Source organism: Pseudomonas entomophila, assembly GCF_023277925.1.
Taxonomy (GTDB): Bacteria; Pseudomonadota; Gammaproteobacteria; order Pseudomonadales; family Pseudomonadaceae; genus Aquipseudomonas; species Aquipseudomonas entomophila_D.
In genome coordinates this window covers 3,501,973-3,527,500 of sequence record NZ_CP063832.1, presented here as the reverse complement: position 1 = coordinate 3,527,500, position 25,528 = coordinate 3,501,973, and the positions used below count along the sequence as shown (strand labels likewise).

At 63.1% G+C, this 25,528-nt stretch carries 23 protein-coding genes, 3 tRNA genes and 2 rRNA genes (1 of these 28 cut by a window edge); 24 read left to right on the top strand and 4 right to left on the bottom strand.

Annotation, left to right across the window (positions count from 1 at the left end):
- The 5 genes from IM733_RS15605 to IM733_RS15585 form a co-directional block, all read left to right on the top strand.
- Positions 1-508: ribosomal RNA gene (locus tag IM733_RS15605) — 23S ribosomal RNA — on the top strand; it begins 2,385 nt to the left of the window's first position.
- A gap of 133 nt (positions 509-641) precedes the next feature.
- Positions 642-757, top strand: a 5S ribosomal RNA gene (rrf, locus tag IM733_RS15600).
- Positions 758-970: 213 nt separating this feature from the next.
- The gene (locus IM733_RS15595) at positions 971-1,630 is read left to right on the top strand and encodes a paraquat-inducible protein A (RefSeq protein WP_248917485.1); all 660 of its coding nucleotides are present in this window, start codon (positions 971-973) and stop codon (positions 1,628-1,630) included.
- Positions 1,617-2,240 carry a paraquat-inducible protein A gene (locus tag IM733_RS15590; RefSeq protein ID WP_248917484.1) on the top strand — a complete coding sequence of 208 codons (624 nt, stop codon included), beginning with the start codon at positions 1,617-1,619 and terminating at the stop codon, positions 2,238-2,240. The genes IM733_RS15595 and IM733_RS15590 overlap by 14 nt, the downstream gene beginning before the upstream one ends.
- Entirely contained in the window at positions 2,233-4,533 is a 2,301-nt protein-coding gene (locus IM733_RS15585) for a PqiB family protein (RefSeq protein ID WP_248917483.1), read from the top strand. The genes IM733_RS15590 and IM733_RS15585 overlap by 8 nt, the downstream gene beginning before the upstream one ends.
- Positions 4,534-4,734: 201 nt before the next feature.
- Here the strand turns inward: IM733_RS15585 and rpsT are convergent, their stop codons facing one another.
- Complete coding sequence (rpsT, locus tag IM733_RS15580; RefSeq protein ID WP_003247625.1) at positions 4,735-5,013, bottom strand: 30S ribosomal protein S20; 279 nt, start codon at positions 5,011-5,013, stop codon at positions 4,735-4,737.
- A gap of 249 nt (positions 5,014-5,262) precedes the next feature.
- Between rpsT and murJ the strand changes: the two genes are divergently transcribed.
- The 6 genes from murJ to ispH all read left to right on the top strand — a co-directional run bounded on the left by murJ (position 5,263) and on the right by ispH (position 12,599).
- The gene (gene murJ / locus IM733_RS15575) at positions 5,263-6,801 is read left to right on the top strand and encodes a murein biosynthesis integral membrane protein MurJ (RefSeq protein WP_248917482.1); all 1,539 of its coding nucleotides are present in this window, start codon (positions 5,263-5,265) and stop codon (positions 6,799-6,801) included.
- A 119-nt stretch (positions 6,802-6,920) separates the two neighbouring features.
- The gene (ribF, locus tag IM733_RS15570; protein WP_248917481.1) at positions 6,921-7,871 is read left to right on the top strand and encodes a bifunctional riboflavin kinase/FAD synthetase; all 951 of its coding nucleotides are present in this window, start codon (positions 6,921-6,923) and stop codon (positions 7,869-7,871) included.
- Complete coding sequence (gene ileS, locus IM733_RS15565) at positions 7,868-10,699, top strand: isoleucine--tRNA ligase (protein ID WP_248917480.1); 2,832 nt, start codon at positions 7,868-7,870, stop codon at positions 10,697-10,699. The genes ribF and ileS overlap by 4 nt, the downstream gene beginning before the upstream one ends.
- The gene (lspA, locus tag IM733_RS15560) at positions 10,692-11,207 is read left to right on the top strand and encodes a signal peptidase II (RefSeq protein WP_248917479.1); all 516 of its coding nucleotides are present in this window, start codon (positions 10,692-10,694) and stop codon (positions 11,205-11,207) included. The genes ileS and lspA overlap by 8 nt, the downstream gene beginning before the upstream one ends.
- Positions 11,200-11,637: an FKBP-type peptidyl-prolyl cis-trans isomerase gene (locus IM733_RS15555; RefSeq protein WP_011535724.1), complete on the top strand. Its 438-nt coding sequence runs from the start codon at positions 11,200-11,202 to the stop codon at positions 11,635-11,637. Before lspA ends, IM733_RS15555 begins: the two co-directional genes overlap by 8 nt.
- Before the next feature lie 14 nt (positions 11,638-11,651).
- On the top strand, positions 11,652-12,599 hold the full coding sequence (ispH, locus tag IM733_RS15550) for a 4-hydroxy-3-methylbut-2-enyl diphosphate reductase (RefSeq protein WP_248917478.1): 948 nt from the start codon (positions 11,652-11,654) through the stop codon (positions 12,597-12,599).
- A 1-nt stretch (position 12,600) separates the two neighbouring features.
- Here ispH and IM733_RS15545 read toward each other — a convergent pair whose 3' ends face one another.
- Positions 12,601-13,080, bottom strand: coding sequence for a GspH/FimT family pseudopilin (locus tag IM733_RS15545; RefSeq protein ID WP_248917477.1), 480 nt, complete (start codon positions 13,078-13,080; stop codon positions 12,601-12,603).
- A gap of 109 nt (positions 13,081-13,189) precedes the next feature.
- Between IM733_RS15545 and pilV the strand changes: the two genes are divergently transcribed.
- From pilV to thiO, 5 genes are read left to right on the top strand one after another with little or no spacing between them, the layout of a single operon-like run.
- Positions 13,190-13,552, top strand: a complete 363-nt coding sequence (pilV, locus tag IM733_RS25570; RefSeq protein WP_283107477.1) for a type IV pilus modification protein PilV — start codon at positions 13,190-13,192, stop codon at positions 13,550-13,552.
- Entirely contained in the window at positions 13,549-14,196 is a 648-nt protein-coding gene (locus IM733_RS15535) for a PilW family protein (protein ID WP_248917476.1), read from the top strand. The genes pilV and IM733_RS15535 overlap by 4 nt, the downstream gene beginning before the upstream one ends.
- Positions 14,193-14,663: a hypothetical protein gene (locus IM733_RS15530; protein ID WP_248917475.1), complete on the top strand. Its 471-nt coding sequence runs from the start codon at positions 14,193-14,195 to the stop codon at positions 14,661-14,663. Before IM733_RS15535 ends, IM733_RS15530 begins: the two co-directional genes overlap by 4 nt.
- Position 14,664: 1 nt before the next feature.
- Entirely contained in the window at positions 14,665-15,063 is a 399-nt protein-coding gene (locus IM733_RS15525) for a type IV pilin protein (RefSeq protein WP_248917474.1), read from the top strand.
- Between the two features lie 53 nt (positions 15,064-15,116).
- Positions 15,117-16,214, top strand: coding sequence for a glycine oxidase ThiO (gene thiO / locus IM733_RS15520; protein WP_248917473.1), 1,098 nt, complete (start codon positions 15,117-15,119; stop codon positions 16,212-16,214).
- A gap of 135 nt (positions 16,215-16,349) precedes the next feature.
- Here the strand turns inward: thiO and IM733_RS15515 are convergent, their stop codons facing one another.
- Both IM733_RS15515 and IM733_RS15510 read right to left on the bottom strand, forming a co-directional pair.
- Positions 16,350-16,580 carry a PP0621 family protein gene (locus tag IM733_RS15515; protein WP_240064592.1) on the bottom strand — a complete coding sequence of 77 codons (231 nt, stop codon included), beginning with the start codon at positions 16,578-16,580 and terminating at the stop codon, positions 16,350-16,352.
- A gap of 95 nt (positions 16,581-16,675) precedes the next feature.
- Entirely contained in the window at positions 16,676-17,695 is a 1,020-nt protein-coding gene (locus tag IM733_RS15510; protein ID WP_011535715.1) for an outer membrane protein assembly factor BamD, read from the bottom strand.
- Positions 17,696-17,844: 149 nt separating this feature from the next.
- Here IM733_RS15510 and rluD point away from each other — a divergent pair, with 149 nt between their 5' ends.
- From rluD to IM733_RS15470, 8 genes are all read left to right on the top strand, one after another.
- Positions 17,845-18,807 (top strand): 23S rRNA pseudouridine(1911/1915/1917) synthase RluD, encoded by a 963-nt coding sequence (gene rluD / locus IM733_RS15505; protein WP_240064590.1) that lies wholly within the window; start codon positions 17,845-17,847, stop codon positions 18,805-18,807.
- Positions 18,804-19,544 (top strand): peptidoglycan editing factor PgeF, encoded by a 741-nt coding sequence (gene pgeF, locus IM733_RS15500; RefSeq protein ID WP_248917472.1) that lies wholly within the window; start codon positions 18,804-18,806, stop codon positions 19,542-19,544. The genes rluD and pgeF overlap by 4 nt, the downstream gene beginning before the upstream one ends.
- Positions 19,545-19,762: 218 nt before the next feature.
- Entirely contained in the window at positions 19,763-22,327 is a 2,565-nt protein-coding gene (gene clpB, locus IM733_RS15495) for an ATP-dependent chaperone ClpB (protein WP_248917471.1), read from the top strand.
- A 394-nt stretch (positions 22,328-22,721) separates the two neighbouring features.
- A tRNA-Asn gene (locus IM733_RS15490) sits at positions 22,722-22,797 on the top strand.
- A gap of 4 nt (positions 22,798-22,801) precedes the next feature.
- A tRNA-Pro gene (locus IM733_RS15485) sits at positions 22,802-22,878 on the top strand.
- A 6-nt stretch (positions 22,879-22,884) separates the two neighbouring features.
- A tRNA-Lys gene (locus IM733_RS15480) sits at positions 22,885-22,960 on the top strand.
- Between the two features lie 332 nt (positions 22,961-23,292).
- Positions 23,293-24,291: an ATP-grasp domain-containing protein gene (locus IM733_RS15475; protein WP_248921184.1), complete on the top strand. Its 999-nt coding sequence runs from the start codon at positions 23,293-23,295 to the stop codon at positions 24,289-24,291.
- A gap of 73 nt (positions 24,292-24,364) precedes the next feature.
- Positions 24,365-25,504 carry a trypsin-like peptidase domain-containing protein gene (locus IM733_RS15470; RefSeq protein ID WP_248917470.1) on the top strand — a complete coding sequence of 380 codons (1,140 nt, stop codon included), beginning with the start codon at positions 24,365-24,367 and terminating at the stop codon, positions 25,502-25,504.
- Positions 25,505-25,528: the final 24 nt, after the last annotated feature.

Genomic DNA, 25,528 nt, shown 5'->3' with positions numbered 1-25,528 from the left:
GTGGTTCTGTATGGAAGGGCCATCGCTCAACGGATAAAAGGTACTCCGGGGATAACAGGCTGATACCGCCCAAGAGTTCATATCGACGGCGGTGTTTGGCACCTCGATGTCGGCTCATCACATCCTGGGGCTGAAGCCGGTCCCAAGGGTATGGCTGTTCGCCATTTAAAGTGGTACGCGAGCTGGGTTTAGAACGTCGTGAGACAGTTCGGTCCCTATCTGCCGTGGACGTTTGAGATTTGAGAGGGGCTGCTCCTAGTACGAGAGGACCGGAGTGGACGAACCTCTGGTGTTCCGGTTGTCACGCCAGTGGCATTGCCGGGTAGCTATGTTCGGAAGAGATAACCGCTGAAAGCATCTAAGCGGGAAACTTGCCTCAAGATGAGATCTCACTGGAGCCTTGAGCTCCCTGAAGGGCCGTCGAAGACTACGACGTTGATAGGTTGGGTGTGTAAGCGCTGTGAGGCGTTGAGCTAACCAATACTAATTGCCCGTGAGGCTTGACCATATAACACCCAAGCAATTTGCTCGTGCGAATTGCGGTGGTGAAGACGAAACGAACCGAAAGTTCGCGACGAACCACAAGATCACATATCCGAATTGGCTGGAGTATCCATCTGGATCTTCTGGCAACAGAATTTCTTGACGACCATAGAGCATTGGAACCACCTGATCCCATCCCGAACTCAGCAGTGAAACGATGCATCGCCGATGGTAGTGTGGGGTTTCCCCATGTGAGAGTAGGTCATCGTCAAGATTCATTTCGCAAAACCCCTATCTGCGCGAGCAGGTAGGGGTTTTGTCTTTGCGCGATCGAAACGCAGCCCCCTGTAGGCGCCGGCTTGTCGGCAAGGCCGGCGCCTACAGACGTTGTGACTCGAATGCCGGCACAGATCCTCACAATGGTCGTCTCCCATAATTCGAGTCAGAACACTAGAATAGAGCCGACGCATCCATTCAGAACTTCCATATGCCCAACCCTGCCGATCCCGAAGCGCTCGCACAATTGCCGCTGGACGAGCTCGTGGCCTGCCACGAGTGCGACCTGCTGATGCGCAAGGCGACGCTACAGAATGACGAGAAGGCCCATTGCCCGCGTTGTGGCTACGAGCTTTATGCTCATCGGCACAATGTGATCAATCGCAGCCTCGCCTTGGTACTGACAGCCTTGCTGCTGTATGTGCCAGCCAACTTCCTACCTATCATGCAACTGCATCTGCTGGGCCAGACCTCCGACGATACGGTCTGGAGTGGCGTGCTCGGGCTGTACAACTCGCAGATGCGCGGCATTGCCGTTGTCGTGTTCCTCTGCAGCATGGCAATCCCACTGCTCAAGCTGTTGTGCCAACTGTTTGTGCTGTTGAGCATTCGCCTGAACATTGGCCGCAGTTATGGCCTGCTGATCTATCGTATCTACCACCACTTGCGTGAGTGGGGGATGCTCGAGGTCTATTTCATGGGCGTGCTGGTGGCCATCGTCAAGCTGGTCGACCTGGCCGAGCTGAGTATCGGCCTTGGCCTGTTCTGCTTCATCAGCCTGTTGCTGGTCCAGGTATGGCTGGAGGTGGTGATGTCACCCCACCAGATCTGGGTAGCGTTGTCCGGGGAGGATGCCCATGCGGGCGATTGATGCGGGAATCCTGGTTTGCAACGAGTGCCACGAACTCAACCGGCACGAGCCCGACAGCACGTCGCAGTCGTGTACCCGCTGCGGTGCCGTCGTGCATGCGCGCAGGCCCAACAGCATCGTGCGTACCTGGGCGCTGCTGATCACGGCGATGGTGCTCTACATCCCGGCCAACGTGCTACCGATCATGACCGTCAGCGCCTTGGGCCAGGGCAGCCCCGACACGATCATGTCCGGCGTCATCACCCTGCTCAAGCACGGCATGCTGCCGATCGCCGCGGTGGTGTTCATCGCCAGCATCCTGGTGCCGACTTTCAAGCTGGTGGGCATCGCCCTTCTGCTGTACTCGGTGCAGCGTCACCAGCCGCTCTCGGCGCGTCAGCGCATCCTGATGTACCGCTTCATCGAATTCATCGGCCGCTGGTCCATGCTCGACATCTTCGTCATCGCCATCCTCGTGGCCGTGGTGAATTTCGGTCGCATTGCCAGTGTCGAAGCCAACCTGGGCGCCGTCGCCTTCGCCACCGTGGTGATCCTGACGATGCTCGCCGCCTTAACTTTCGATCCCCGACTGATCTGGGACAACACGGAGTCGGATGACGACCATGAGTGACTTGCCTACGGCTAAAACCCGCCCCGCTTCAAACTGGTCGGCCATCTGGATCCTGCCGCTGATTGCCCTGGCCATTGGTGGCTGGCTGGCCTGGCAGGCCTATCGCGACGCCGGCATCGAGATCCAGGTGCGCTTCGAGACCGGTGAGGGCATTGTCGCCAACAAGACCGAGGTTATCTACAAGGGCATGTCGGTGGGCAAGGTCACCGCCCTGGTGCTGGACAACAAAGGTGACAACCGAGGCGTCATCGCCACCATCGAGATGAGAAAGGAGGCCGGGCCGCACCTGACCACCGGTACGCGCTTCTGGTTGGTGAAGCCGAGCGTCAGCCTGGCTGGCATCTCAGGTCTGGAGACGCTGGTCTCCGGCAACTACATTGCCGTGGACCCAGGAGAGGGAGAGCTGACCAAGCGCTATACCGCGCTGAAAGAGGCGCCGCCCCTGTCTGATGAGGAGCCAGGCCTGCACCTGACTCTCAAGGCCGACCGGCTGGGTTCGCTCAACCGCGACAGTCCAGTGTTCTACAAGCAGATCCAGGTCGGGCGGGTGAAGAGCTATCGCCTGTCCGAGGACCAGGGCACGGTGGAGATCAAGGTGTTCATCGCGCCGGCCTATGCGAGCCTGGTGCGCAAGCACACGCGTTTCTGGAATGCCAGCGGGGTCAGTATCGACGCCGACCTGTCCGGTGTGAAAGTGCGCACCGAGTCGCTGTCGAGCATCGTTGCCGGCGGGATCGCATTCGCCACACCCGAGAACCGCAAGGACAGCCCACCCACTGACTCAAGCCTGCCGTTCCGCTTGTACGAGGACTTCGACGCCGCTCAGGCGGGCATCCGTGTGAAAGTGAAGCTGAGTGATTTCGAGGGCCTGCAGAAGGGCCGTACACCGGTCCTTTATAAAGGCATCCAGGTAGGCACGCTGAAGGACCTGAAGATCGAAGGTGACCTCTCCAGCGCCACGGCCGAGCTGACCCTGGATCCGTTGGCGGAAGACTATCTGGTAGAAGGAACGCAGTTCTGGGTGGTCAAGCCGTCCATCTCGCTTGCCGGTATCACCGGCCTCGAAGCGTTGGTAAAGGGCAATTACATCGCCGTTCGTCCCGGCGAGCCAGGGGCCAAGCCTCTGCGCGAGTTCGAAGCGCGTGCCAAGGCGCCACCCCTGGACCTGAAGGCCCCGGGCCTGCACATGGTGTTGTTCGCTGACACCCTGGGTTCGCTGGAGGTGGGTAGCCCAGTGATGTATCGCCAGGTGCGAGTCGGTAGCGTCCAGAGCTATCAATTTGCTCGCAACAGCAAGCGAATCCTGATCGGTGTGCACATCGAGAAGGAGTACGCCAACCTGGTCAATGGCTCCACGCGCTTCTGGAATGCCAGTGGCATTACCCTGACCGGCGGGCTTTCGGGCATCCAGGTCAAGAGCGAGTCGCTGCAGACCCTCATGGCGGGCGGTATCGCCTTCGACACCCCCAAGCCCGATGTGCCGCTCAAGCGCCGTATCCCGCGCTTCCGTCTGCATGAAAGCCAGGATGCGGCCAACCGTGCTGGTACTCTGGTTACCATCCGCGTCGAGCGCGCAGATGGGCTCAAGCCCGGTACGCCGATTCGCTTCCGCGGCCTCGATGTGGGCAGTGTCGAAAGTGTCGACCTGACGAGCGACCTACAGGCCGTATTGCTCAGGGCGCGCATTACACAGTCGGCGGAGCGTATCGCCCGTGCCGGGACGCAATTCTGGGTGGTCAAGCCTGCGTTGGGCCTGGTACGCACCGAGAACCTCGACACATTGGTTGGTGGCCAGTACCTGGAAGTGCTTCCGGCACTCAAGGACAAGGGGCCGCAGCGCGATTTCATTGCACTTGCCGATGCACCCGAAGTGAAAGGCGAAGAAGTCGGCCTGCCGCTGACCCTGAGTGCGCCACGGCGTGGCTCGATCAAGCCGGGCGTGCCGGTGACGTATCGCGAGGTCACCGTGGGCAAGGTCGTTGGCTTCGAGCTGGGGCAGACTGCCGACCGGGTACTTATCCACATCCTTATCGAGCCGCGTTATGCGGGCCTGGTGCGCGGTGGCAGCCGGTTCTGGAACAGTAGCGGGTTTGGCTTCGACTGGGGCCTGTTCAAGGGCGCCACGGTGCGTACCGAGTCCGTCGAAACGCTGATCGCGGGTGGCATTGCTTTCGCTACCCCGGACGGCGAACAGATGGGCAACCCGGCGCGGCCGCAGCAGACCTTTGCCTTGTTCGACAAGCCCGAGGATGCATGGTTGGAGTGGGCGCCGAAGATTCAGATCGGTAAGTGATTCGAGAAAAGGCCGCCTAGAGCGGCCTTCTTCCTGGCATCTGTAGGAGCGGCTTCAGCCGCGAAACAGGCACTGCGGTCTGTGGCACCCGCTTTGCGGGTGATCGCGGCTAAAGCCGCTACGGAATTTGGCGTCGAGGGAGATAAATCACAGGCATAAAAAAACCGACCCTAGGGTCGGTTTTTTCGACAAGAACGTCGCTTAGGCAGCTGCAGCTTCTTTCAGCGCCTTGATGTGGCCATTCAGACGGCCTTTGTGGCGAGCAGCTTTGTTCTTGTGGATGATGCCCTTGTCGGCCATACGGTCGATTACAGGCACAGCCAGAACGTAAGCGGCTTGCGCTTTTTCGGCGTCTTTTGCGTCGATGGCTTTGACTACATTCTTGATGTAGGTGCGGACCATGGAACGCAGGCTGGCGTTGTGGCTGCGACGCTTCTCAGCCTGTTTTGCACGTTTCTTGGCGGAAGGTGTGTTGGCCACCGTCGAGCTCCTCGAAAGACTTTAGGTAAATAGCAAACAAAATAGGCCGCGAATCATGCCGACGAGTCGAACGGATGTCAAGGCCACCTGCAAGGTTCCGCCGAGTGGTGGGTCGATGAGCGGAAAGATTCCTTTCTGCGGCGCGACCTGTAAACTCGGGAATTTTTGGCTCCCCTGCGAAGGCGCGGGAGTATCGCACATTCGGACGCTGTCTGGCAGCGCCCTCTGCCCTTGGCGTGAAACTTTTCGATGAACCTGCTCAAATCCCTGGCCGCAGTCAGCTCGATTACCATGATTTCCCGGGTGCTCGGCTTCGTGCGCGACACCATCCTGGCACGGATTTTCGGTGCCGGCGTCGCCACCGACGCCTTCTTCATCGCCTTCAAGCTACCCAACCTGCTGCGGCGCATCTTCGCCGAGGGGGCGTTCTCCCAGGCGTTCGTGCCCATCCTGGCCGAGTACAAGACCCAACAGGGCGAGGAGGCCACCCGCACCTTCATCGCCTACGTGAGCGGCTTGCTGACCCTGGCCCTGGCCTTGGTCACCGTGATCGGCATCCTCGCCGCCCCCTGGGTGGTCTGGGCTACCGCGCCCGGCTTTGTCGACAGCACCGAAAAGTACGAGCTGACCACCTCGCTGCTGCGGGTGACCTTTCCTTATATATTGCTGATCTCGCTGTCGTCGCTGGCCGGGGCCATCCTCAACACCTGGAACCGCTTCAGCGTGCCGGCCTTCACCCCGACCCTGCTCAACGTGGCGATGATCGCCTTCGCCGTGTTCCTCACCCCCTACTTCGACCCACCCATCATGGCCCTGGGCTGGGGCGTGCTGGCCGGTGGCCTGGCGCAGCTGCTGTACCAGCTGCCGGCACTGAAGAAGATCGGCATGCTCGTGTTGCCGCGCCTGAACCTGCGCGATGCCGGTGTATGGCGGGTACTCAAGCAGATGCTGCCAGCCATCCTCGGGGTTTCGGTGAGCCAGATCTCGCTGATCATCAACACCATCTTCGCCTCCTTCCTGGTGGCGGGTTCGGTGTCATGGATGTACTACGCCGACCGCCTGATGGAGCTGCCCTCCGGCGTGCTCGGCGTGGCCCTGGGCACCATCTTGCTGCCCACCTTGGCCAAGACCTACGCCAACAAGGACCGCGAGGAGTACTCGCGCATCCTCGACTGGGGCCTGCGCCTGTGCTTCCTGCTGGTGCTGCCCTGCACACTGGCCCTGGCGATCCTCGCCGAGCCGCTGACCGTGGCGTTGTTCCAGTACGGCAAGTTCACCGCCTTCGACGCCGCCATGACCCAGCGTGCCCTGATCGCCTACTCGGTGGGCCTGCTGGCGATCATCCTGGTCAAGGTACTGGCACCTGGCTTCTATGCGCAGCAGAATATCCGCACGCCGGTGAGGATCGCGATCTTCACCCTGGTCTGCACTCAACTGTTCAACCTGGCCCTGGTCGGCCCGCTGGCCCACGCCGGCCTGGCCTTGGCGATCAGCCTGGGTGCCTGCCTCAATGCCGGCTTGCTGTTCTGGAAACTGCGCAGCCAGCGGCTGTATCAGCCGCAGCCGGGCTGGACGCTGTTCCTGCTCAAGCTGGTGCTGGCGGTCACGTTGATGTCCGGTGTGCTGCTGTTGGGCATGCATTACCTGCCAGCCTGGGCGCAGGGCGACATGCTGGCCCGTTTCCTGCGCCTGGGCGGCCTGATCGCGGCGGGCGTGCTGACCTATTTCGGCTGCTTGTTCCTATGTGGTTTCCGCCCACGGCATTTCGCCCGCAAGGCGATGCACTGAGGCGGTAAAAAGGGTCAGGCGTCGGTTTTTCGCATTCCATGCCCCGTGGTGGCGCTGCCGCCTGTCGCCAGCGCCCGGGTGTGGTTATAATCGGCCACTTTATGAGCAAGAAGCGCGTTATGCAGCTGGTTCGAGGTCTTCACAACCTGCGCCCCGAGCACCGGGGCTGTGTCGCCACCATTGGCAACTTCGACGGGGTCCACCGGGGCCACCAGGCGATCCTCGCGCGCCTGCGCGAACGCGGCCAGGCGCTGGGCCTGCCCACCTGCGTGGTGATCTTCGAGCCCCAGCCGCGTGAGTATTTCGCCCCCGACACCGCACCGGCCCGCCTGGCGCGCCTGCGCGACAAGGTCGAGCTGCTGGCCGGCGAAGGTATCGACCGGGTGCTGTGCCTGGCCTTCAACCAGCGCCTGAGCAAGCTCAGCGCCTGCGAGTTCGTCGAGCAGATCCTGGCCGACGGCCTGGGCGTGCGCCATCTCGAGGTGGGTGACGATTTTCGCTTCGGCTGTGATCGCGCCGGCGACTTTGGCTTCTTGGTCGAATCCGGCAAGCAACACGGCTTCACCGTCGAGGCCGCCAACACCGTGATCCAGGACGGCCTGCGGGTCAGCAGCACCGAAGTGCGCAAAGCCCTGGCCGATGGCGACTTCGAACTGGCCGAGCACCTGCTGGGTCGCCCCTATCGCATCACCGGCCGGGTATTGCACGGCCAGAAGCTGGCCCGCCAGCTTGGAACACCCACTGCCAACATCCAGCTCAAGCGCCGTCGTGTGCCGCTGGCCGGGGTCTACCTGGCTAGCATCGAGATCGACGGCAAGGCCTGGCCGGGTGTCGGCAATATCGGAGTGCGCCCCACCGTCAGCGGTGACGGGCGGCCTCACCTGGAGATTCATCTCCTGGACTTCGCCGGCGACCTGTACGGCCGGCGCCTGACGGTGGAATTCCACCACAAGCTGCGTGAAGAGCAGCGTTTCGCCTCCCTGGAGGCGCTGAAGTCGGCGATCGACGCGGACATCGCCGCCGCACGTGCCCACTGGCACGCTCAACCGCTAACGAAGAGCCTGAAATGACCGACTACAAAGCCACGCTTAACCTTCCGGACACCGCCTTCCCCATGAAGGCCGGCCTGCCTCAGCGCGAACCGCAGATCCTGCAGCGCTGGGACAGCATTGGCCTGTACCGGAAGCTGCGCGAGATTGGCAAGGATCGTCCGAAGTTCGTCCTGCACGACGGCCCGCCCTATGCCAACGGCAAGATCCACATCGGTCATGCGCTGAACAAGATTCTCAAGGACATGATCGTCCGCTCCAAGACCCTGTCCGGCTTCGACGCGCCGTATGTACCGGGCTGGGACTGCCACGGTCTACCAATCGAACACAAGGTCGAGGTCACCCACGGCAAGCACCTCACCGCCGACCGTACCCGCGAGCTGTGCCGCGAATACGCCGCCGAGCAGATCGAAGGGCAGAAGACCGAGTTCATTCGCCTGGGTGTGCTGGGTGACTGGGACAACCCGTACAAGACCATGAACTTCGCCAACGAGGCTGGCGAGATTCGCGCCCTGGCTGAAATGGTCAAGCAAGGCTTCGTGTTCAAGGGCCTCAAGCCGGTGAACTGGTGCTTCGATTGCGGTTCCGCGCTGGCCGAAGCCGAGGTCGAGTACGCCGACAAGAAATCCCAGACCATCGACGTCGCCTTCCCGGTCGCCGATGCCGACAAGCTGGCATCGGCCTTTGGCCTGGCCGCGCTGGCCAAGCCCGCCGCCATCGTGATCTGGACCACCACCCCGTGGACCATCCCGGCCAACCAGGCGCTGAACATCCACCCGGACTTCAAGTACGCCCTGGTCGACACCGGCGAGCGCCTGCTGGTGCTGGCCGAAGAGCTGGTCGAGTCGTGCCTGAAGCGTTACTCGCTGGAAGGCTCGGTCATCGCCACCGCTCCGGGTTCGGCGTTGGAACTGATCAACTTCCGCCACCCGTTCTACGACCGCCTGTCGCCGATCTACCTGGCCGAATACGTCGAGCTGGGCGCCGGTACCGGCGTGGTTCACTCCTCGCCGGCCTACGGTGAAGACGACTTCGTTACCTGCAAGCGCTACGGCATGGTCAACGACGACATCCTCACCCCGGTGCAGAGCAACGGCGTGTACGTCGAGTCGCTGCCGTTCTTCGGCGGCCAGTTCATCTGGAAGGCCAACCCGGCTATCGTCGACAAGCTCAGCGAAGTCGGCGCGCTGATGCACACCGAAACCATCAGCCATAGCTACATGCACTGCTGGCGCCACAAGACCCCGCTGATCTACCGCGCCACCGCGCAGTGGTTCGTCGGTATGGACAAGCAACCCAGCACCGGCGAGCCTCTGCGTGAGCGTGCGCTCAAGGCCATCGAAGAGACCAAGTTCGTCCCGGCCTGGGGCCAGGCGCGCCTGCACTCGATGATCGCCAACCGCCCGGACTGGTGCATCTCGCGTCAGCGTAACTGGGGCGTGCCGATCCCGTTCTTCCTCGACAAGCAGACCGGCGAGCTGCACCCACGTACCGTCGAGCTGATGGAAGAAGTCGCCAAGCGCGTCGAGCAGGAAGGTATCGAAGCCTGGTTCAAGCTGGACGCCCAGGAACTGCTCGGTGACGAAGCCGGCCAGTACGACAAGATCACCGACACCCTGGACGTGTGGTTCGACTCTGGTACTACTCATTGGCACGTGCTGCGTGGCTCCCACGACATCGGCCACGCCACTGGCCCGCGCGCCGACCTGTACCTGGAAGGCTCCGACCAGCACCGCGGCTGGTTCCACTCCTCGCTGCTGACCGGCTGCGCCATCGACGGCCACGCGCCGTACCGCGAGCTGCTGACCCACGGCTTCACTGTGGACGAGAACGGCCGCAAGATGTCCAAGTCGCTGGGCAACACCATCGAACCTCAGAAAGTCAACGACACGTTGGGCGCCGACATCCTGCGCCTGTGGGTCTCGGCCACCGACTACTCCGGCGAAATGGCCGTTTCCGAGCAGATCCTGCAACGCAGCGCCGACGCCTACCGCCGCATCCGCAACACCGCGCGCTTCCTGCTCTCCAACCTGTCCGGCTTCGACCCGGCCCGCGACCTGCTGCCGGCAGAGGACATGCTGGCCCTGGACCGCTGGGCGGTCGACCGCACCTTGCTGCTGCAGCGCGAGCTGGAAGAGCACTACAGCGAGTACCGTTTCTGGAACGTCTACTCGAAGATCCACAACTTCTGCGTGCAGGAGCTGGGCGGCTTCTACCTCGACATCATCAAGGACCGCCAGTACACCACCGGCGCCAACAGTGTCGCTCGCCGTTCCTGCCAGACCGCGCTGTACCATATCAGCGAGGCCCTGGTGCGTTGGATCGCGCCGATCCTGGCGTTCACCGCCGACGAGATCTGGCAGTACCTGCCGGGCGAGCGCAACGAATCGGTGATGCTCAACACCTGGTACCAAGGCCTGAGCGAACTGCCAGCCGATTCCGAGCTGGACCGCGCCTACTGGGACCGCGTGATGGCGGTCAAGGCGGCGGTCAACAAGGAGCTGGAGAACCAGCGCACCGCCAAGGTCATCGGTGGCAACCTGCAGGCCGAAGTCACCCTGTTCGCTGAGGAAGGCCTCACCGCCGACCTGGGCAAGCTGGGTGACGAACTGCGCTTCGTGCTGATCACCTCGGCCGCCAGCGTCGTGCCGTTCGTCCAGGCACCAGCCGACGCCGTGACAACCGAAGTCGAAGGCCTCAAGCTGAAAGTCGTCAAGTCCGGCCACGCCAAGTGCGGCCGTTGCTGGCACTTCCGCGCCGACGTCGGCAGCCACCCGGAGCACCCGGAAATCTGCGCGCGTTGCGTCGACAACCTGAATGGCTCCGGTGAGGTGCGCCACTATGCCTAATGCTTCCGCGGGGCGCTTCGGGCGCCTTGCCTGGCTCTGGCTGAGCCTGGTGGTCCTGGTCCTCGACCAGGCCACCAAGGTCTACTTCGAGGGCGCGCTGAGCCTGTACCAGCAGATCGTGGTCATCCCCGACTACTTCAGCTGGACCCTGGCCTACAACACCGGCGCGGCGTTCAGCTTCCTCGCTGACAGCTCCGGCTGGCAGCGCTGGCTGTTCGCGCTGATCGCCATCGTGGTCAGCGCCGTGCTGGTGGTCTGGCTCAAGCGCCTGGGGCGCAACGAGACCTGGCTGGCCGTGGCCCTGGCACTGGTGCTGGGTGGCGCGCTGGGCAACCTGTATGACCGCGTCGTGCTGGGCCACGTGGTCGACTTCATTCTGGTGCACTGGCAGAACCGTCACTACTTCCCGGCCTTCAACCTGGCCGACAGCGCCATTACCGTGGGTGCGGTGATGCTGGCGCTGGACATGTTCAAAAGCAAGAAGTCCGAGGAAGCCGTCCATGACTGAGACCCGTATCGGCCAGAACACCGAAGTCACCTTGCACTTCGCGCTGCACCTGGAAAACGGCGATACCGTCGACAGCACCTTCGACAAGGCCCCGGCCACGTTCAAGGTCGGCGACGGCAACTTGCTGCCGGGCTTCGAGAGCGCCCTGTTCGGCTTCAAGGCCGGTGACCAGCGCAAGCTGACCATCGCCCCGGAGAACGCCTTCGGCCAGCACAACCCGCAGAACGTGCAGGTGATGCCGCGCTCGCAGTTCGAAGGCATGGAGCTGTCCGAAGGGCTGCTGGTGATCTTCAACGACGCCGCCAACACCGAGCTGCCAGGCGTGGTGAAGGTGTTCGACGACAACCAGGTGACCATCGACTTCAACCATCCACTGGCCGGCAAGACCCTGAACTTCGAGGTGCAGATCCTCGACGTGAAGGCCTTGTGAGGCGGGAGCCGAGCATGCAAATCAAACTCGCCAACCCGCGCGGCTTCTGCGCGGGGGTCGACCGGGCGATCGAGATCGTCAACCGCGCCCTGGAAGTCTTCGGCCCGCCGATCTATGTGCGCCACGAAGTGGTGCACAACAAGTTCGTGGTCGAAGACCTGCGCAACCGTGGCGCGGTGTTCGTCGAAGAGCTGGACCAGGTGCCGGACGACGTCATCGTCATCTTCAGCGCCCATGGCGTTTCGCAAGCCGTGCGCCAGGAAGCCGCCGGCCGCGGCCTGAAGGTGTTCGACGCCACCTGCCCGCTGGTGACCAAGGTGCATATCGAGGTGGCCAAGTACAGCCGCGACGGCCGTGAGACCATTCTCATCGGCCACGAAGGGCACCCGGAAGTCGAAGGCACCATGGGCCAGTACGACGCTAGCAACGGCGGCGCCATTTACCTCGTCGAGGACGAGAAGGACGTCGCCGCCTTGCAGGTGCGTAACCCGGACCACTTGGCCTTCGTCACCCAGACCACCCTGTCGATGGATGACACCAGCCGGGTGATCGACGCCCTGCGCGAACGCTTCCCGAACATCGGTGGCCCGCGCAAGGATGATATCTGCTACGCCACGCAAAACCGCCAGGACGCCGTCAAGCAACTGGCCGACGAGTGCGACGTGGTACTGGTGGTCGGCAGCCCCAACAGCTCCAACTCCAACCGCCTGCGCGAGCTGGCCGAGCGCATGAGCACGCCGGCCTACCTGATCGACGGCGCCGAGGACCTGCAACGCAGTTGGTTCGATGGCGTCCAGCGGATCGGCATCACCGCTGGGGCCTCCGCCCCCGAGGTGCTGGTGCGCGGCGTGATCGACCAGCTCAAGGCCTGGGGCGCGACCGGCGCCGAAGAGCTCGATGGGCGCGAGGAGAACATCACCTTCTCCATGCCCAAGGAGCTGCGGGTGCGCTCGCTGATCTGACTCAGGGGCCTGTGCAGCGGCGGCCCTCGTCGCTGCGCAGGCTGACTCTGCCACTGGGGCTCAGCACCACCTGGTGGCGGCTGAGCAGGGTGGCACGCTGGCAGATGTCCAGCGTGGTACCACCGAACCCTTCCCCTAGCGGTGCGCCGCGCCTGCTGAATCTCACCTCCCTGGCTGAACTCGCGGATATCCTCAGTGACCGTGCCAGCCGATGCTCGCGCAGCAGTTGCCCGTTGTGCTCCAGCGACACACGCCACCCCTTGCTCCAGTCGCCTTCCAATGGTCTGACCCGCACCGCCTGTTGCCGCAACGTGGCTTGGTTGCGAGCGGAACGTAGTGCTTGTGCCAACTCCCGGGCCGTGGCCGCTTGATGAAGTGTTTCGCTGAAAGCCCTGTAGGCCGACGTACCGAGATGCGTCAGAAGGCTTGCCACCGCCAGTGCGCACATCATTTGTATCAGTGTTACTCCCTGTTGCCTCACCGTGCATTCCTCTCTGGACCTGCTTCGCTGAAGCTTCCGGCTACATGGCCAAGGACGCCAGTCAGCCGGTTCAGGCAAATGGCGAGGAAAGCTCCCGGGAGGGCAGGGAATGCAGGTGAGGGAAGCGGGCATGACACTGCTGGAGGTGTTGCTGGCGATGGCCGTGCTGGCGCTAGGGGTATTTGCATCGGCGGCCCTGCAACTGCGCAGCCTGCAGGTAAGCGATAGCGCGCACCTCGATGGCCAGGCTGTGCAGATTGCCCAGAACATACTGGAGCGGGCGAGGGCTGTCGGTTCGCTGACGGCGGGTGAAGAAGCCGCCTGGCGGTCCCAGGTGGTGGACGTGTTGGGCCCGTCGGCCGAAGGGCGGGTGAAGCGGGCGGCGGGCGAACTGACGCTGGAGCTTGACTGGTCGGCACCCGGTGACGCGCAGCGCCCCTCGCTGAGCCTGCAGGGCAAGGTGTGGCCGTGAGAAGGCGCCAGAACGGGCTTGGCCTGATCGAGGTCTTGCTGGCCCTTGCACTGGGGCTGCTTTTGCTGACAGTGGCAGGCCAGCTGTTCGGATCCGCCCACCAGGCTTGGCAGCTGCAAGGTGTGAAGGCACGTCTGCAGGATGATGCCCGGCTTGTCTTGCAGCGCCTGTCGGAGGATGTCCGCATGGCGGGCATGTTCGGCTGCTTGCGCCTGGACCCCGAGGACTTTGCCGACCCGCTTGCCGCCAGGGCTTTTGCCAGGCCCATCGAGATCACCAGCGACAGCCTGACGCTGGTGGGGGCCGAGCTGCCCGGTGTGCTCGGGGTTGCGGACTGGACCGTGCTGACCGATTGCCGCACCTGGGCGAGGGTCGAGGCCGGGCCTCATTTCGCAGGCCCGCAGGTCCTTGCGATACCCGTCCGTCGAATAGGTTATCGCCTGCGAAATGGCAGCCTCATGTTCACCACCAACGCCCAGCATGTCAGCCTGATCGACAACGTGCGGGCGTTTGAGGTGAGTGAAGTCGAAACCGGGGAGGGGCTGCGTGTGGATATCCGGCTGATCCTGCACGATAGGCGGTACGGGCTGGAACAGCGCCATGAAATGAGTGTGGCCGTGCGCAATCCGTGGGGCGGCGCATGAGCGGGCAGCGAGGCGTGGTCCTGTTGACGGCGCTGACCCTGAGCCTGTTGCTTGGCCTGCTCAGTGCCATGGCGTTGCAGGAGGCGCTATTGCAGCAGCGCCTGGCGGGCGAACAGCGGAGCGCGGCGCGGGCCTTCGAGCAGGCAGAAGCGAGCCTGGTCGAAGGGAGCTGGTTGCTGCTCGATGTACCACCGGCCTTATGCCAGGCCTGTCTGCCACCGGATTTGCCCGAGGGCGAGCCTGGCCTGCCTTGGTTGCCTACAGCGAGCGGGTTCGTGCTGCTGCAGGCGCTGGGGGAGAGTACGCGCGCAGCCGGGAGGCCCCAGGCGGAGGGGGTCACCCTGTTCCGGGTAACGGCCTTCAGCCGACAATCACGGGGCCGGCAATTCCTCGAGGCTGTATATGCCGTGGACGGCCGGCTGCTCTCGGGACGGGTCAGCTGGCGCCAACGCCTCGCGGAGCATTGAGATGCAGCGTGGCCTTGGTCTGATCGAGTTATTGATTGTCGTGGCGCTGACCGGCATGCTGGCAGCCATTGCCTACCCCAGTTACAGCGACCAGCTTCGGCGCGCCGCGCGCATTGAGGTGGCCGGCCTGCTGCAGGATGTTGCCTTGCGTCTGGAGCAGCACCGTGCGCGCGTCGGTGAGTACGTGGACAACGAGCAGTTGACCACGCCACTGCCAGCCGGCAATCGCTATTACCGCCTGCAGGCCCGGCGCGACAGCGAGACGTTCACGTTGCTAGCAATTCGCCTGCCGGATTCGCTTATGGCACACGATCGCTGTGGCGATTTCCAGCTCGAGCATACGGGCATGCGCGGCAATCCAGGCGGTGGTGAAGACACCGTGGCCTGCTGGGGAAGCTGAAGATCAGAAGGTGCCCGTGCACCGTGGATTTACTTCAGGTGTTGGATCGAACGATGAGCAAGCAAGTAGTGATTGTCGGCGGGGGTGTCATCGGCCTGCTGACGGCGTTCAACCTGGCGGCTGAGGTCGACCGGGTGGTGGTGTGTGACCAGGGTGAGGTGGGCCGGGAATCTTCGTGGGCGGGTGGTGGCATTGTCTCGCCCCTTTATCCGTGGCGCTACAGCCCGGCGGTGACCGCGCTTGCGCATTGGTCGCAGGACTTTTATCCACAGCTGGGCGAGTGCCTGTTCGCCAGCACCGGGGTCGACCCCGAAGTACACACCACCGGGCTCTACTGGCTGGACCTGGACGATGAGGCCGAGGCGCTGGCCTGGGCCGCGCGGGAGCAGCGCCCGCTGAGCGCGGTGGATATTTCGGCGGCCTACGATGCGGTACCGGTGCTCGGGGCGGGCTACCAGCACGCGATCTACATGGCCGGAGTGGCCAATGTGCGTAACCCGCGCCTGGTCAAGTCGCTCAAGGCCGCGTTGCAGGCGCTACCCAACGTCACCCTGCGCGAGCACTGCCAGGTCACCGGTTTCGAGCAGAATGGCGGGCGTGTCACGGGCGTACGGACCGGTGATGGCGTGCTGGCCGCCGATGAGGTGGTGCTCAGTGCGGGTGCCTGGAGCGGCGATCTGCTGAAAACGCTGGGGCTGGAACTGCCGGTGGAGCCGGTGAAGGGCCAGATGATCCTGTTCAAGTGCGCCGAGGACTTCCTCCCCAGCATGGTCCTGGCCAAGGGGCGCTACGCCATCCCGCGCCGTGATGGGCATATCCTGGTGGGCAGCACCCTGGAACACGCCGGTTATGACAAGACCCCAACCGAAGATGCACTGGAGAGCCTCAAGGCGTCGGCCATCGAGCTGTTGCCTGCGTTGGCGGATGCCGAGGTGGTGGGGCATTGGGCCGGTCTGCGTCCGGGATCGCCTGAAGGTATCCCGTACATCGGCGCTGTGCCGGGGCAGGAAGGCCTGTGGCTGAACTGCGGCCATTACCGCAATGGCCTGGTGCTGGCGCCGGCGTCGTGCCAGCTGTTCAGCGACCTGTTGCTGGGGCGTGAGCCGATCATCGACCCTGCGCCTTATGCGCCTGAAGGTCGTCTGGGCTGAGGCCTTCGGACGATACTGCGCGCGCTCTGCAGGAGCGGCTTCAGCCGCGAAGCAGGCACCGCGGTACCTGGCGCCAGCTTTGCTGGTGATCGCGGGTAAACCCGCTTCTACAGGGCCTGGGCGGGTTTCATGGGGTCAGCGTTGCTGGCCCGGCCCTTGCTGCAAATGCTGCTGGCTGCAATACCATTCCTTGCCCTGCTGCAACGCCCGGTCATTGGGCAGGTGCACGCCGCAGTGGGCGCAACGCACCATCTTCAGTGGGTCCTCCAGCCGTGGTTCGGCGGGGGACTGCTGGCTGGTCTTGAACTTGCGCCACAGCCAGAACGCGGCGGCGATCAGGGCGATCCAGAAAAGTAGGCGAACCATGGTGTCCAGCTTGTCGAGAAAAGAAGCCGACAGTCTAGGATGCGGGCAATAAAAAAGGGAGGCCTCAGGCCTCCCTTTCTTTTTTGCGCTGGTGATCAGTCGAACAGACCGAAGGTCATGTAGCTGAACCACGAACGGTCCTGCTCAGCTTCCTTCGGACCTGCCGGCAGGATCGGGTCGCCGTTTTCGTCTTTGGGCAGCAGCTCTTCCGGCATCTCGGAGCGGGCGTCCTGGAACTGCTTGACCACATCCTGGTTGGCGCGGGTCTCGCCCGGCGGCAGCGGGGTCTTGGTATCGATCAGGCCTAGAGTGGCTTTCGACAGCCAGGAGCGGTTGCCGTTCTCGTCCTGTTTGACGACGAACTGGCCATCGACCAGGCTCGGGTGGTCCGGGTAGTTGAGCTTGAGGGTCTCGAGGCTGGTGGCGGCCAGCTCGTCCAGGTGCATGTGCTGGTACGACTCGACCATCACCGCCAGGCCGTCGCCCACCGACGGGGTTTCCTGGAAGTTCTCGACCACGTAGCGGCCACGGTTGGCGGCGGCTACATAAGCCTCACGGCTGAGGTAGTAGTTGGCCACGTGGATTTCGTAGGAGGCCAGCAGGTTGCGCAGGTAGATCATGCGCTGCTTGGCGTCCGGCGAGTAACGGCTGTTGGGGAAGCGGCTGGTGAGCTGGGCGAACTCGTTGTACGAGTCGCGGGCCGCGCCCGGGTCGCGCTTGGTCATGTCCAGCGGCAGGAAGCGCGCCAGCAGGCCGCGGTCCTGGTCGAACGAGGTCAGGCCTTTGAGATAGTAGGCGTAGTCGACGTTCGGGTGCTGCGGGTGCAGGCGGATGAAGCGCTCGGCGGCGGACTTGGCGGCCTCGGGCTCGGAATTCTTGTAGTTGGCGTAGATCAGCTCGAGCTGGGCCTGGTCGGCGTAACGGCCGAACGGGTAGCGCGACTCCAGGGCCTTGAGCTTGTTCACGGCGCTGGTGTAGCTGGAGTTGTCCAGGTCGGCCTGCGCCTGCTGGTACAGCTCGGCCTCGCTGAGGTTCTCGTCAATGACTTCCTTGTTCGAGGAACAGGCAGCGGTGAGCCCGAGGATGGCGATCAGCAGCAGGTGTTTCACTTGCATGGCGGCTTGCGTCCCTTTGACGGCCGCTGTCTTGGGCGGTGCCGTCCTGTTATGATGAGCGCCCCCGGCCAAACCCCGGGGCAAAAGAAGCCGTATTTAACCACAAGCGCGCAGCCGAAACCAAAGGCTGAACGCCCGTCGATTCGAGCATGTCCGAGATCATTCAACTTAGCGCAGAGGTCCCGTCCGAACTGGGCGGCCAACGCCTCGACCAGGTCGCCGCCCAATTGTTCTCCGAGTACTCGCGCTCGCGCCTGTCCTCGTGGATCAAAGATGGCCGCCTGACCGTCGATGGCGCGGTGCTGCGGCCGCGCGACACCGTCCACAGTGGCTCCATCCTGGCCCTCGAGGCCGAGCAGGAAGCCCAGGGCGAATGGGTGGCTCAGGACATCGAGCTGGACATCGTCTACGAGGACGACCAGATCCTGGTGATCAACAAGCCCGCCGGGCTGGTGGTCCACCCGGCGGCCGGTCACCCCGACGGCACCCTGCTCAATGCCCTGCTGCACCATGTACCGGACATCGTCAACGTGCCGCGTGCCGGTATCGTGCACCGTCTGGACAAGGACACCACCGGCCTGATGGTGGTGGCCAAGACCCTGCAGGCGCAAACGAACCTGGTCGACCAGCTGCAGAAGCGTTCGGTCAGCCGTATCTATGAATGCATCGTGGTGGGCGTGGTGATCGCCGGTGGCAAGATCGACGCCCCGATCGGCCGCCATGGTGGCGAGCGCCAGCGCATGGCGGTCACTGACGGCGGCAAGCCGGCCGTCAGCCACTACCGCGTGCTCAAGCGTTTCCGGTCGCACACCCATGTGCGGGTCAAGCTGGAAACCGGCCGCACCCACCAGATCCGCGTGCACATGGCGCATGTCGGTTATCCGCTGGTCGGCGACCAGACGTATGGCGTGCGCTTCCGCATTCCACCGGCCGCCAGCGTGGCCATGGTCGAGGCGGTGAAGAACTTCCCGCGCCAAGCGCTGCATGCGCGCTTCCTGGCATTGGACCACCCGACCACCGGCGAACGCATGGAATGGGCCTCGCCGCTGCCGGACGATTTCCTCTGGCTGCTGTCGCTGCTCAATGACGACCGCGAGAGCTTTATCGGATGAGTGGCCTGACGCAGTCGCTGATCTTCCCCGACTGGCCGGCCCCGGCCTCGGTTCGCGCCTGCGTCACCACCCGCGAGGGCGGCGTCAGCCAGCCGCCCTACGCCTCCTTCAATCTTGGCGACCATGTGGGCGATGACCCGCTGGCGGTCGCCGAGAACCGTCGCCGCCTCAGTGATGAGTTCACAATCCAGCCCGCCTGGCTCAAGCAGGTGCACGGCCTGGTGGTGGCGGATGCCGACCCCGCCGTGGTCGCCGAGGCCGACGCCAGCTGGACCGACCAGCCCAGCGTCGCCTGCACCGTGATGACCGCCGATTGCCTGCCAGTGTTGTTCTGCGACCGCGCCGGCACCCGCGTGGCCGCCGCCCATGCCGGCTGGCGCGGTTTGGCGGGCGGTGTGCTGGAGGCCACGCTGGATCGCTTGGCACTGCCGCCTGAAGACATGCTGGTGTGGTTGGGGCCGGCGATCGGGCCACAAGCGTTCGAAGTTGGTTTGGAGGTGCGCGACGCTTTCACGGCCGTGCACCCTGAAGCGGCCGATGCCTTCGTGGCGGGCGAGCGCCCAGGCAAGCTGATGGCCGACATCTACATGCTGGCGCGGATTCGCCTGGCGGCGCGGGGCGTCACCGCTGTTTATGGCGGTGGGTTCTGCACCGTCAGCGACCCGCGCTTCTTCTCGTATCGCCGCACCCCGCAAGGTGGGCGTTTCGCTTCGCTGGTCTGGTTGCAGCCACGCTGAGCCTGGGTTCGCCGGCAAGCCTGCGCGCACTAACCCCGTAGGAGCCGGCTTGCCGGCGAAAGGGGCCTGACAGGCGATCACCAACCGCCTGACCTTTGTCAATCCCGCTACGCTTGAATCTTCCAGAATCAGCCTTATCTATTGGTCATCTCAGGCAGGTTCATCATTAAAGGTGCTGTCCATCGCTCCGCCTGCCCTTTAAAAGGAAGGTATCCCCCATGCGAATAGACCGACTGACCAGCAAGCTGCAACTGGCATTATCCGATTCCCAATCCCTGGCCGTGGGCATGGACCACCCGGCCATCGAGCCCCTGCACCTGCTGCAGGCGCTGATCGACCAGCAGGGCGGCTCCATCAAGCCGCTGCTGATGCAGGTCGGCTTCGACATCAACAGCCTGCGCAAGGCGTTGACCAAGGAGCTCGACCAACTGCCGAAAATCCAGAACCCCACTGGCGATGTGAACATGTCCCAGGACCTGGCACGCCTGCTCAACCAGGCCGACCGCCTGGCCCAGCAGAAGGGCGACCAGTTCATCTCCAGCGAGCTGGTGCTGCTCGCCGCCATGGACGAGAACAGCAAGGTCGGCAAGCTGCTGCTTGGCCAGGGCGTGAGCAAGAAGGCCCTGGAGAACGCCATCAACAACCTGCGCGGCGGCGCGGCGGTGAACGACGCCAACGCCGAAGAGTCGCGCCAGGCCCTGGACAAGTACACCGTCGACCTCACCAAGCGCGCCGAAGAGGGCAAGCTGGATCCGGTGATCGGCCGTGACGACGAGATCCGCCGCACCATCCAGGTGCTGCAACGCCGTACCAAGAACAACCCGGTGCTGATCGGCGAGCCCGGCGTGGGCAAGACCGCCATCGCCGAAGGCCTGGCCCAGCGCATCATCAACGGCGAAGTGCCGGATGGTCTCAAAGGCAAGCGCCTGCTGGCCCTGGACATGGGCGCGCTGATCGCTGGCGCCAAGTACCGCGGCGAGTTCGAAGAGCGCCTAAAGGCGCTGCTCAACGAACTGAGCAAGCAGGAAGGCCAGATCATCCTGTTCATCGACGAACTGCACACCATGGTCGGCGCCGGCAAGGGCGAAGGTGCCATGGACGCCGGCAACATGCTCAAGCCGGCCCTGGCCCGTGGCGAGCTGCACTGCGTCGGCGCCACCACGCTCAACGAGTACCGCCAGTTCATCGAGAAGGACGCCGCCCTCGAGCGCCGCTTCCAGAAGGTGCTGGTCGAAGAGCCAAGCGAGGAAGACACCATCGCCATCCTGCGTGGCCTGAAAGAGCGCTATGAAGTACACCACAAGGTGGCCATCACCGACGGTGCGATCATTGCCGCAGCCAAGCTCAGCCACCGTTACATCACCGACCGCCAGCTGCCGGACAAGGCCATCGACCTGATCGACGAAGCCGCCAGCCGCATCCGCATGGAGATCGACTCCAAGCCCGAAGTGCTCGACCGCCTCGACCGTCGCCTGATCCAACTGAAGGTGGAATCCCAGGCGCTGAAGAAAGAAGAGGACGAAGCGGCGAAGAAGCGTCTGGAGAAGCTGACCGAGGAAATCGATCGCCTGGAACGCGAGTACGCCGACCTCGAAGAGATCTGGGCCTCGGAAAAAGCCGAGGTGCAGGGCTCGGCGCAGATCCAGCAGAAGATCGAGCAGGCCCGCCAGGAGCTGGAAGCCGCCCGTCGCAAGGGCGACCTCAGCCGCATGGCCGAGCTGCAGTACGGGGTGATCCCGGACCTGGAGCGCAGCCTGCAGATGGTCGACCAGCACGGCAAGACCGAAAACCAGTTGCTGCGCAACAAGGTGACCGAGGAAGAGATCGCCGAAGTGGTCTCCAAGTGGACCGGCATCCCGGTAGCCAAGATGCTCGAAGGCGAGCGCGAGAAGCTGCTGAAGATGGAGGCGCTGCTGCATGAGCGGGTGATTGGCCAGGACGAGGCGGTGACCGCCGTGGCCAATGCCGTGCGCCGTTCCCGTGCGGGGTTGTCCGACCCGAACCGTCCCAGCGGCTCGTTCCTGTTCCTCGGGCCCACTGGTGTGGGCAAGACCGAACTGTGCAAGGCGCTGGCCGAGTTCCTGTTCGACACCGAAGAGGCCATGGTGCGCATCGACATGTCCGAGTTCATGGAGAAGCACTCCGTGGCTCGCCTGATCGGCGCCCCGCCAGGCTACGTGGGTTATGAAGAGGGCGGTTACCTGACCGAGGCCGTGCGCCGCAAGCCGTATTCGGTGGTGCTGCTCGATGAGGTGGAAAAGGCCCACCCGGATGTGTTCAACGTGCTGCTGCAGGTGCTGGAAGACGGTCGCCTGACCGACAGCCACGGCCGTACCGTGGACTTCCGCAACACGGTGATCGTGATGACCTCCAACCTTGGCTCGGCGCAGATCCAGGAGCTGGTCGGTGATCGCGAGGCGCAGCGCGCGGCGGTGATGGATGCGGTGGGTTCGCACTTCCGTCCGGAGTTCATCAACCGGATCGACGAGGTGGTGGTGTTCGAGCCACTGGGACGCGAACAGATCGCCGGCATCACCGAGATCCAGCTCGGCCGCCTGCGTGGCCGCCTGGCCGAGCGCGAGCTGTCGCTGAGCCTGAGCCCGGAGGCGTTGGACAAGCTGATCGCCGTGGGTTACGACCCGGTGTATGGCGCGCGGCCGCTCAAGCGTGCTATCCAGCGCTGGATCGAGAACCCGCTGGCGCAGTTGATCCTCGGGGGCGAGTTCCTGCCGGGGGCGGCGATCACCGCGAAGGTGGAGGGCGACGAGATCGTCTTTGCCTGATCACCGCCATCACGAAGAGCCCCGCGCAAGCGGGGCTTTTTCATGTGCGGCAGGCCTCCGACAGCAGGCGATAACCCCTGTAGGAGCCAGCTTTGCCGGCGAAGAATGCCCCGTTTACTCAAGGTGTTAGATAACTTGCTGAAAATTTTGAAAAAAAGCTTGCACAAAACTCAGAGTGCCCCTAATATTCGCCCCGCTGTCAGGCACTGAGCGAATCACCAGCAACATCGGAGATCGCAAAACAACTTACAAATCAGTAAGTTGAATGAAAAAAAGTGGTTGACAAGCAAAACGAAGAATGTAGAATAGCCGGCCTCAGCAGCGACAACGCGAAAGCGAAGCAGCTAAAGAGTTCGAAGCTAACACAGCCTTCGGAGTTGTACCGAAGTTCAGTTCCGCGATAGCTCAGTCGGTAGAGCAAATGACTGTTAATCATTGGGTCCCTGGTTCGAGTCCAGGTCGCGGAGCCAATCTCGGGGTGTAGCGCAGTCCGGTAGCGCGCCTGCTTTGGGAGCAGGATGTCAGGAGTTCGAATCCCCTCACCCCGACCATTTTCCGGGTCGTTAGCTCAGTTGGTAGAGCAGTTGGCTTTTAACCAATTGGTCGTAGGTTCGAATCCTACACGACCCACCATGTAAAAAGGGCATCTCGAATGAGATGCCCTTTTTCTTTTGTCGGTTGAAAAGTTGCCATTAGGTTTTAACGGGGCCGAGTGACCCGCGGGCGTTGCGCTAGACCTGCTGCGTGCACGCGTCGAACCACTGGTAATTGTCTTTTTGAAACACGCTGAATTGGCTTGGTAACCTCTCCGACTTCGAAGGGCGGCTATCATGCGCCGGCCTTTCCCCGGAATGGTGGTGGAAAAGCTGGGGGCGACCATCTCGCCGCGTTTAGTCTTTGCATGGAATGGACCTCCGCAACCCAGTCGTTGCTGGAGCTCGTCAACTGAGTTTAGGGATGAATGGGTGATCTGGTTTCTGGAAGGGCAGTCGAGTCAACGTGATGTAGTCGCTGGGGCAAAGCAAGCGCTTGCATCCGAGGTGCGGGTCTTTGCCTCCCACAGGCAGAGCCGGCCAGAAGTCACCGGCGGTGCGGATGTCAGCCTCATGGAGCCCGCGGATGCCGGAGCGCGGCTCGACTGGATAATCGAGACAGCGGTCAGTCAGGGCATCAAGGTTGTCGTTGCCGGCCGCGAAGGCCGTGTCTTCGAAGCCCAGCGACAACGATTCGAGGCCCGGGGCCTGGATCTGGTCACTGGCGGCCTGTCGCTGCAAACCTTTGACCTGGTCGATGACAAAAGCCGATTCACCGCCGAAGCCGAGCGTGCTGGGCTGGCCTGCGTTCCGGCTGTCACCGTGCTGGATGGTGAGGCGCTGAGCGAGGCCTATGAACGCTTACGTGCCAGTGGCGAGGTCTGTGTGAAGCCTGCCGTGGGTATTTATGGGCAAGGGTTCTGGCGCTTCAGGGAAGGCGCTGATCCGTTCCGTTGTTTTGCCAATCCAGATGCCCGTGAAGTGGACTTCCAGACCTACCTGCGCGCCTACCGAACAGGTGCCGAGCGGCCGCCGATGCTGGTGATGCCCTATATGCCGGGCAGTGAGTGTTCCATCGACATGGTGTGCGAGTCCGGGCGCCCCGTGGCTTATGTCGGCCGCCGCAAACAGGGCCTTTATCAGTGCTTCGAGCGTGATGGCGCCGCAGTCGAGCTTGCGTTGCAAGCGGCTCGGCATTTCCGCTGCGATGGGCTGATCAATGTCCAGACCCGGGATGATGCCCGTGGCATTCCCCATTTGCTCGAGATCAATCCGCGTTACTCGGGGGGGATCGGTTACACCCGCCTGGCGGGCGTCAACCTGCCAGGTATTTTCGCTACCCGGCGTTTGGGTTTGGCAGAGCCAGTGAGTGAATGGCGACCGAATGTCAGGGTAAAACCGGTGACGATTGCGGTGGATATGGCAAGCTGATATTAAAACGCCGGCCAAGTTGTTACAATTTTGCCTCAGTGGCATGGATAGAGATTCAAGGAGCGAAGCAGGGATGATGGTGCTGGCGCCTGGCGCGAACACTACATTGGGGGCCGTTCAGTGCTCCTGGTCACTGGAATGTGGCAACACCACGGCGTTTGGCGAGTATGCGGCGTGCGCGTTGCTGCCCGTGGATGACAAGCGCCTGCCCAAGGGTGATGCCGCCCTTTTCCAGGTCGACCAGCCGTGGATGGAGTGGAGCGGCACCCAGGAACGGATTGGCTGCAAGCTTGACCTTGGCAAACTGCCGGCAGGTGCCGACCGCGTGCTGCTGGTGGTCTATACCTTCTCTGCGGCCGGGCCGGTCAGTGAGCTGAGATCACTTCGGCTTCAGGTCGACAACCAGATCGAATTCACACCAGAGCTTGCCGATCACGGTGAGTCAGCGCTTATCATCGGCGAATTCTACTGTCGCAATCAGCAGTGGAAATTCCGCGCGCTGGCCGAAGGTTCCGCCTATGGACTCTCGGCCCTAGGCCGCAGGATCGGGCTGTCCATCGACGATAGCCACCCCCTCCGAGGCCCCGGTAACGGCGGCTCTAATCGCGCTTGCAGCAGTGCCACCGGCACGGGTTTCGCCGTGACCGGCACGCACATCCTTACCTGCGCCCATGTCATAGAGGGCATGCAGGAAATCCACATCGCCTCCTTTGAAGGCCGTCACAAGGCCGACCCTGTGGTCGTCGACTCGCGCAATGACCTGGCGCTGTTGCGCATCCAAGGCGCGCCGCCGTTCAAACCGGTGAGTTTCCGTGACGGGCAAGGCTGCGATCTGGGTGAAACCGTGGTCACGCTCGGTTTCCCCATGGCGGGGTTTGCCGGTGGTGGCATGCATGTGACCCAAGGTGGTGTTTCGGCACTGTTCGGGCTGCATAACGATGCCAGCCTTCTGCAGTTCACCGCCCCGATCCAGCCGGGCTCGAGCGGCAGCCCGCTGTTCGACAGTTCCGGCACGGTGGTGGGGATGGTGACCTCCACCGTCCCTGATGCACAGAACATGAATTTTGCCGTCAAGGCCGGGCTGGCCCTGGCATTTCTCGATGCCTGTGGCATCACGGTTGCCCGCAACCCGACAGGGCAGTCCTACACAACCGCACAGCTGGCCAGGGAGGGCCAGCAGTCGTTGTGGAAGATCGAGGCGCGCAACCCATAGCACCCCATTAAATAGAAACATCAG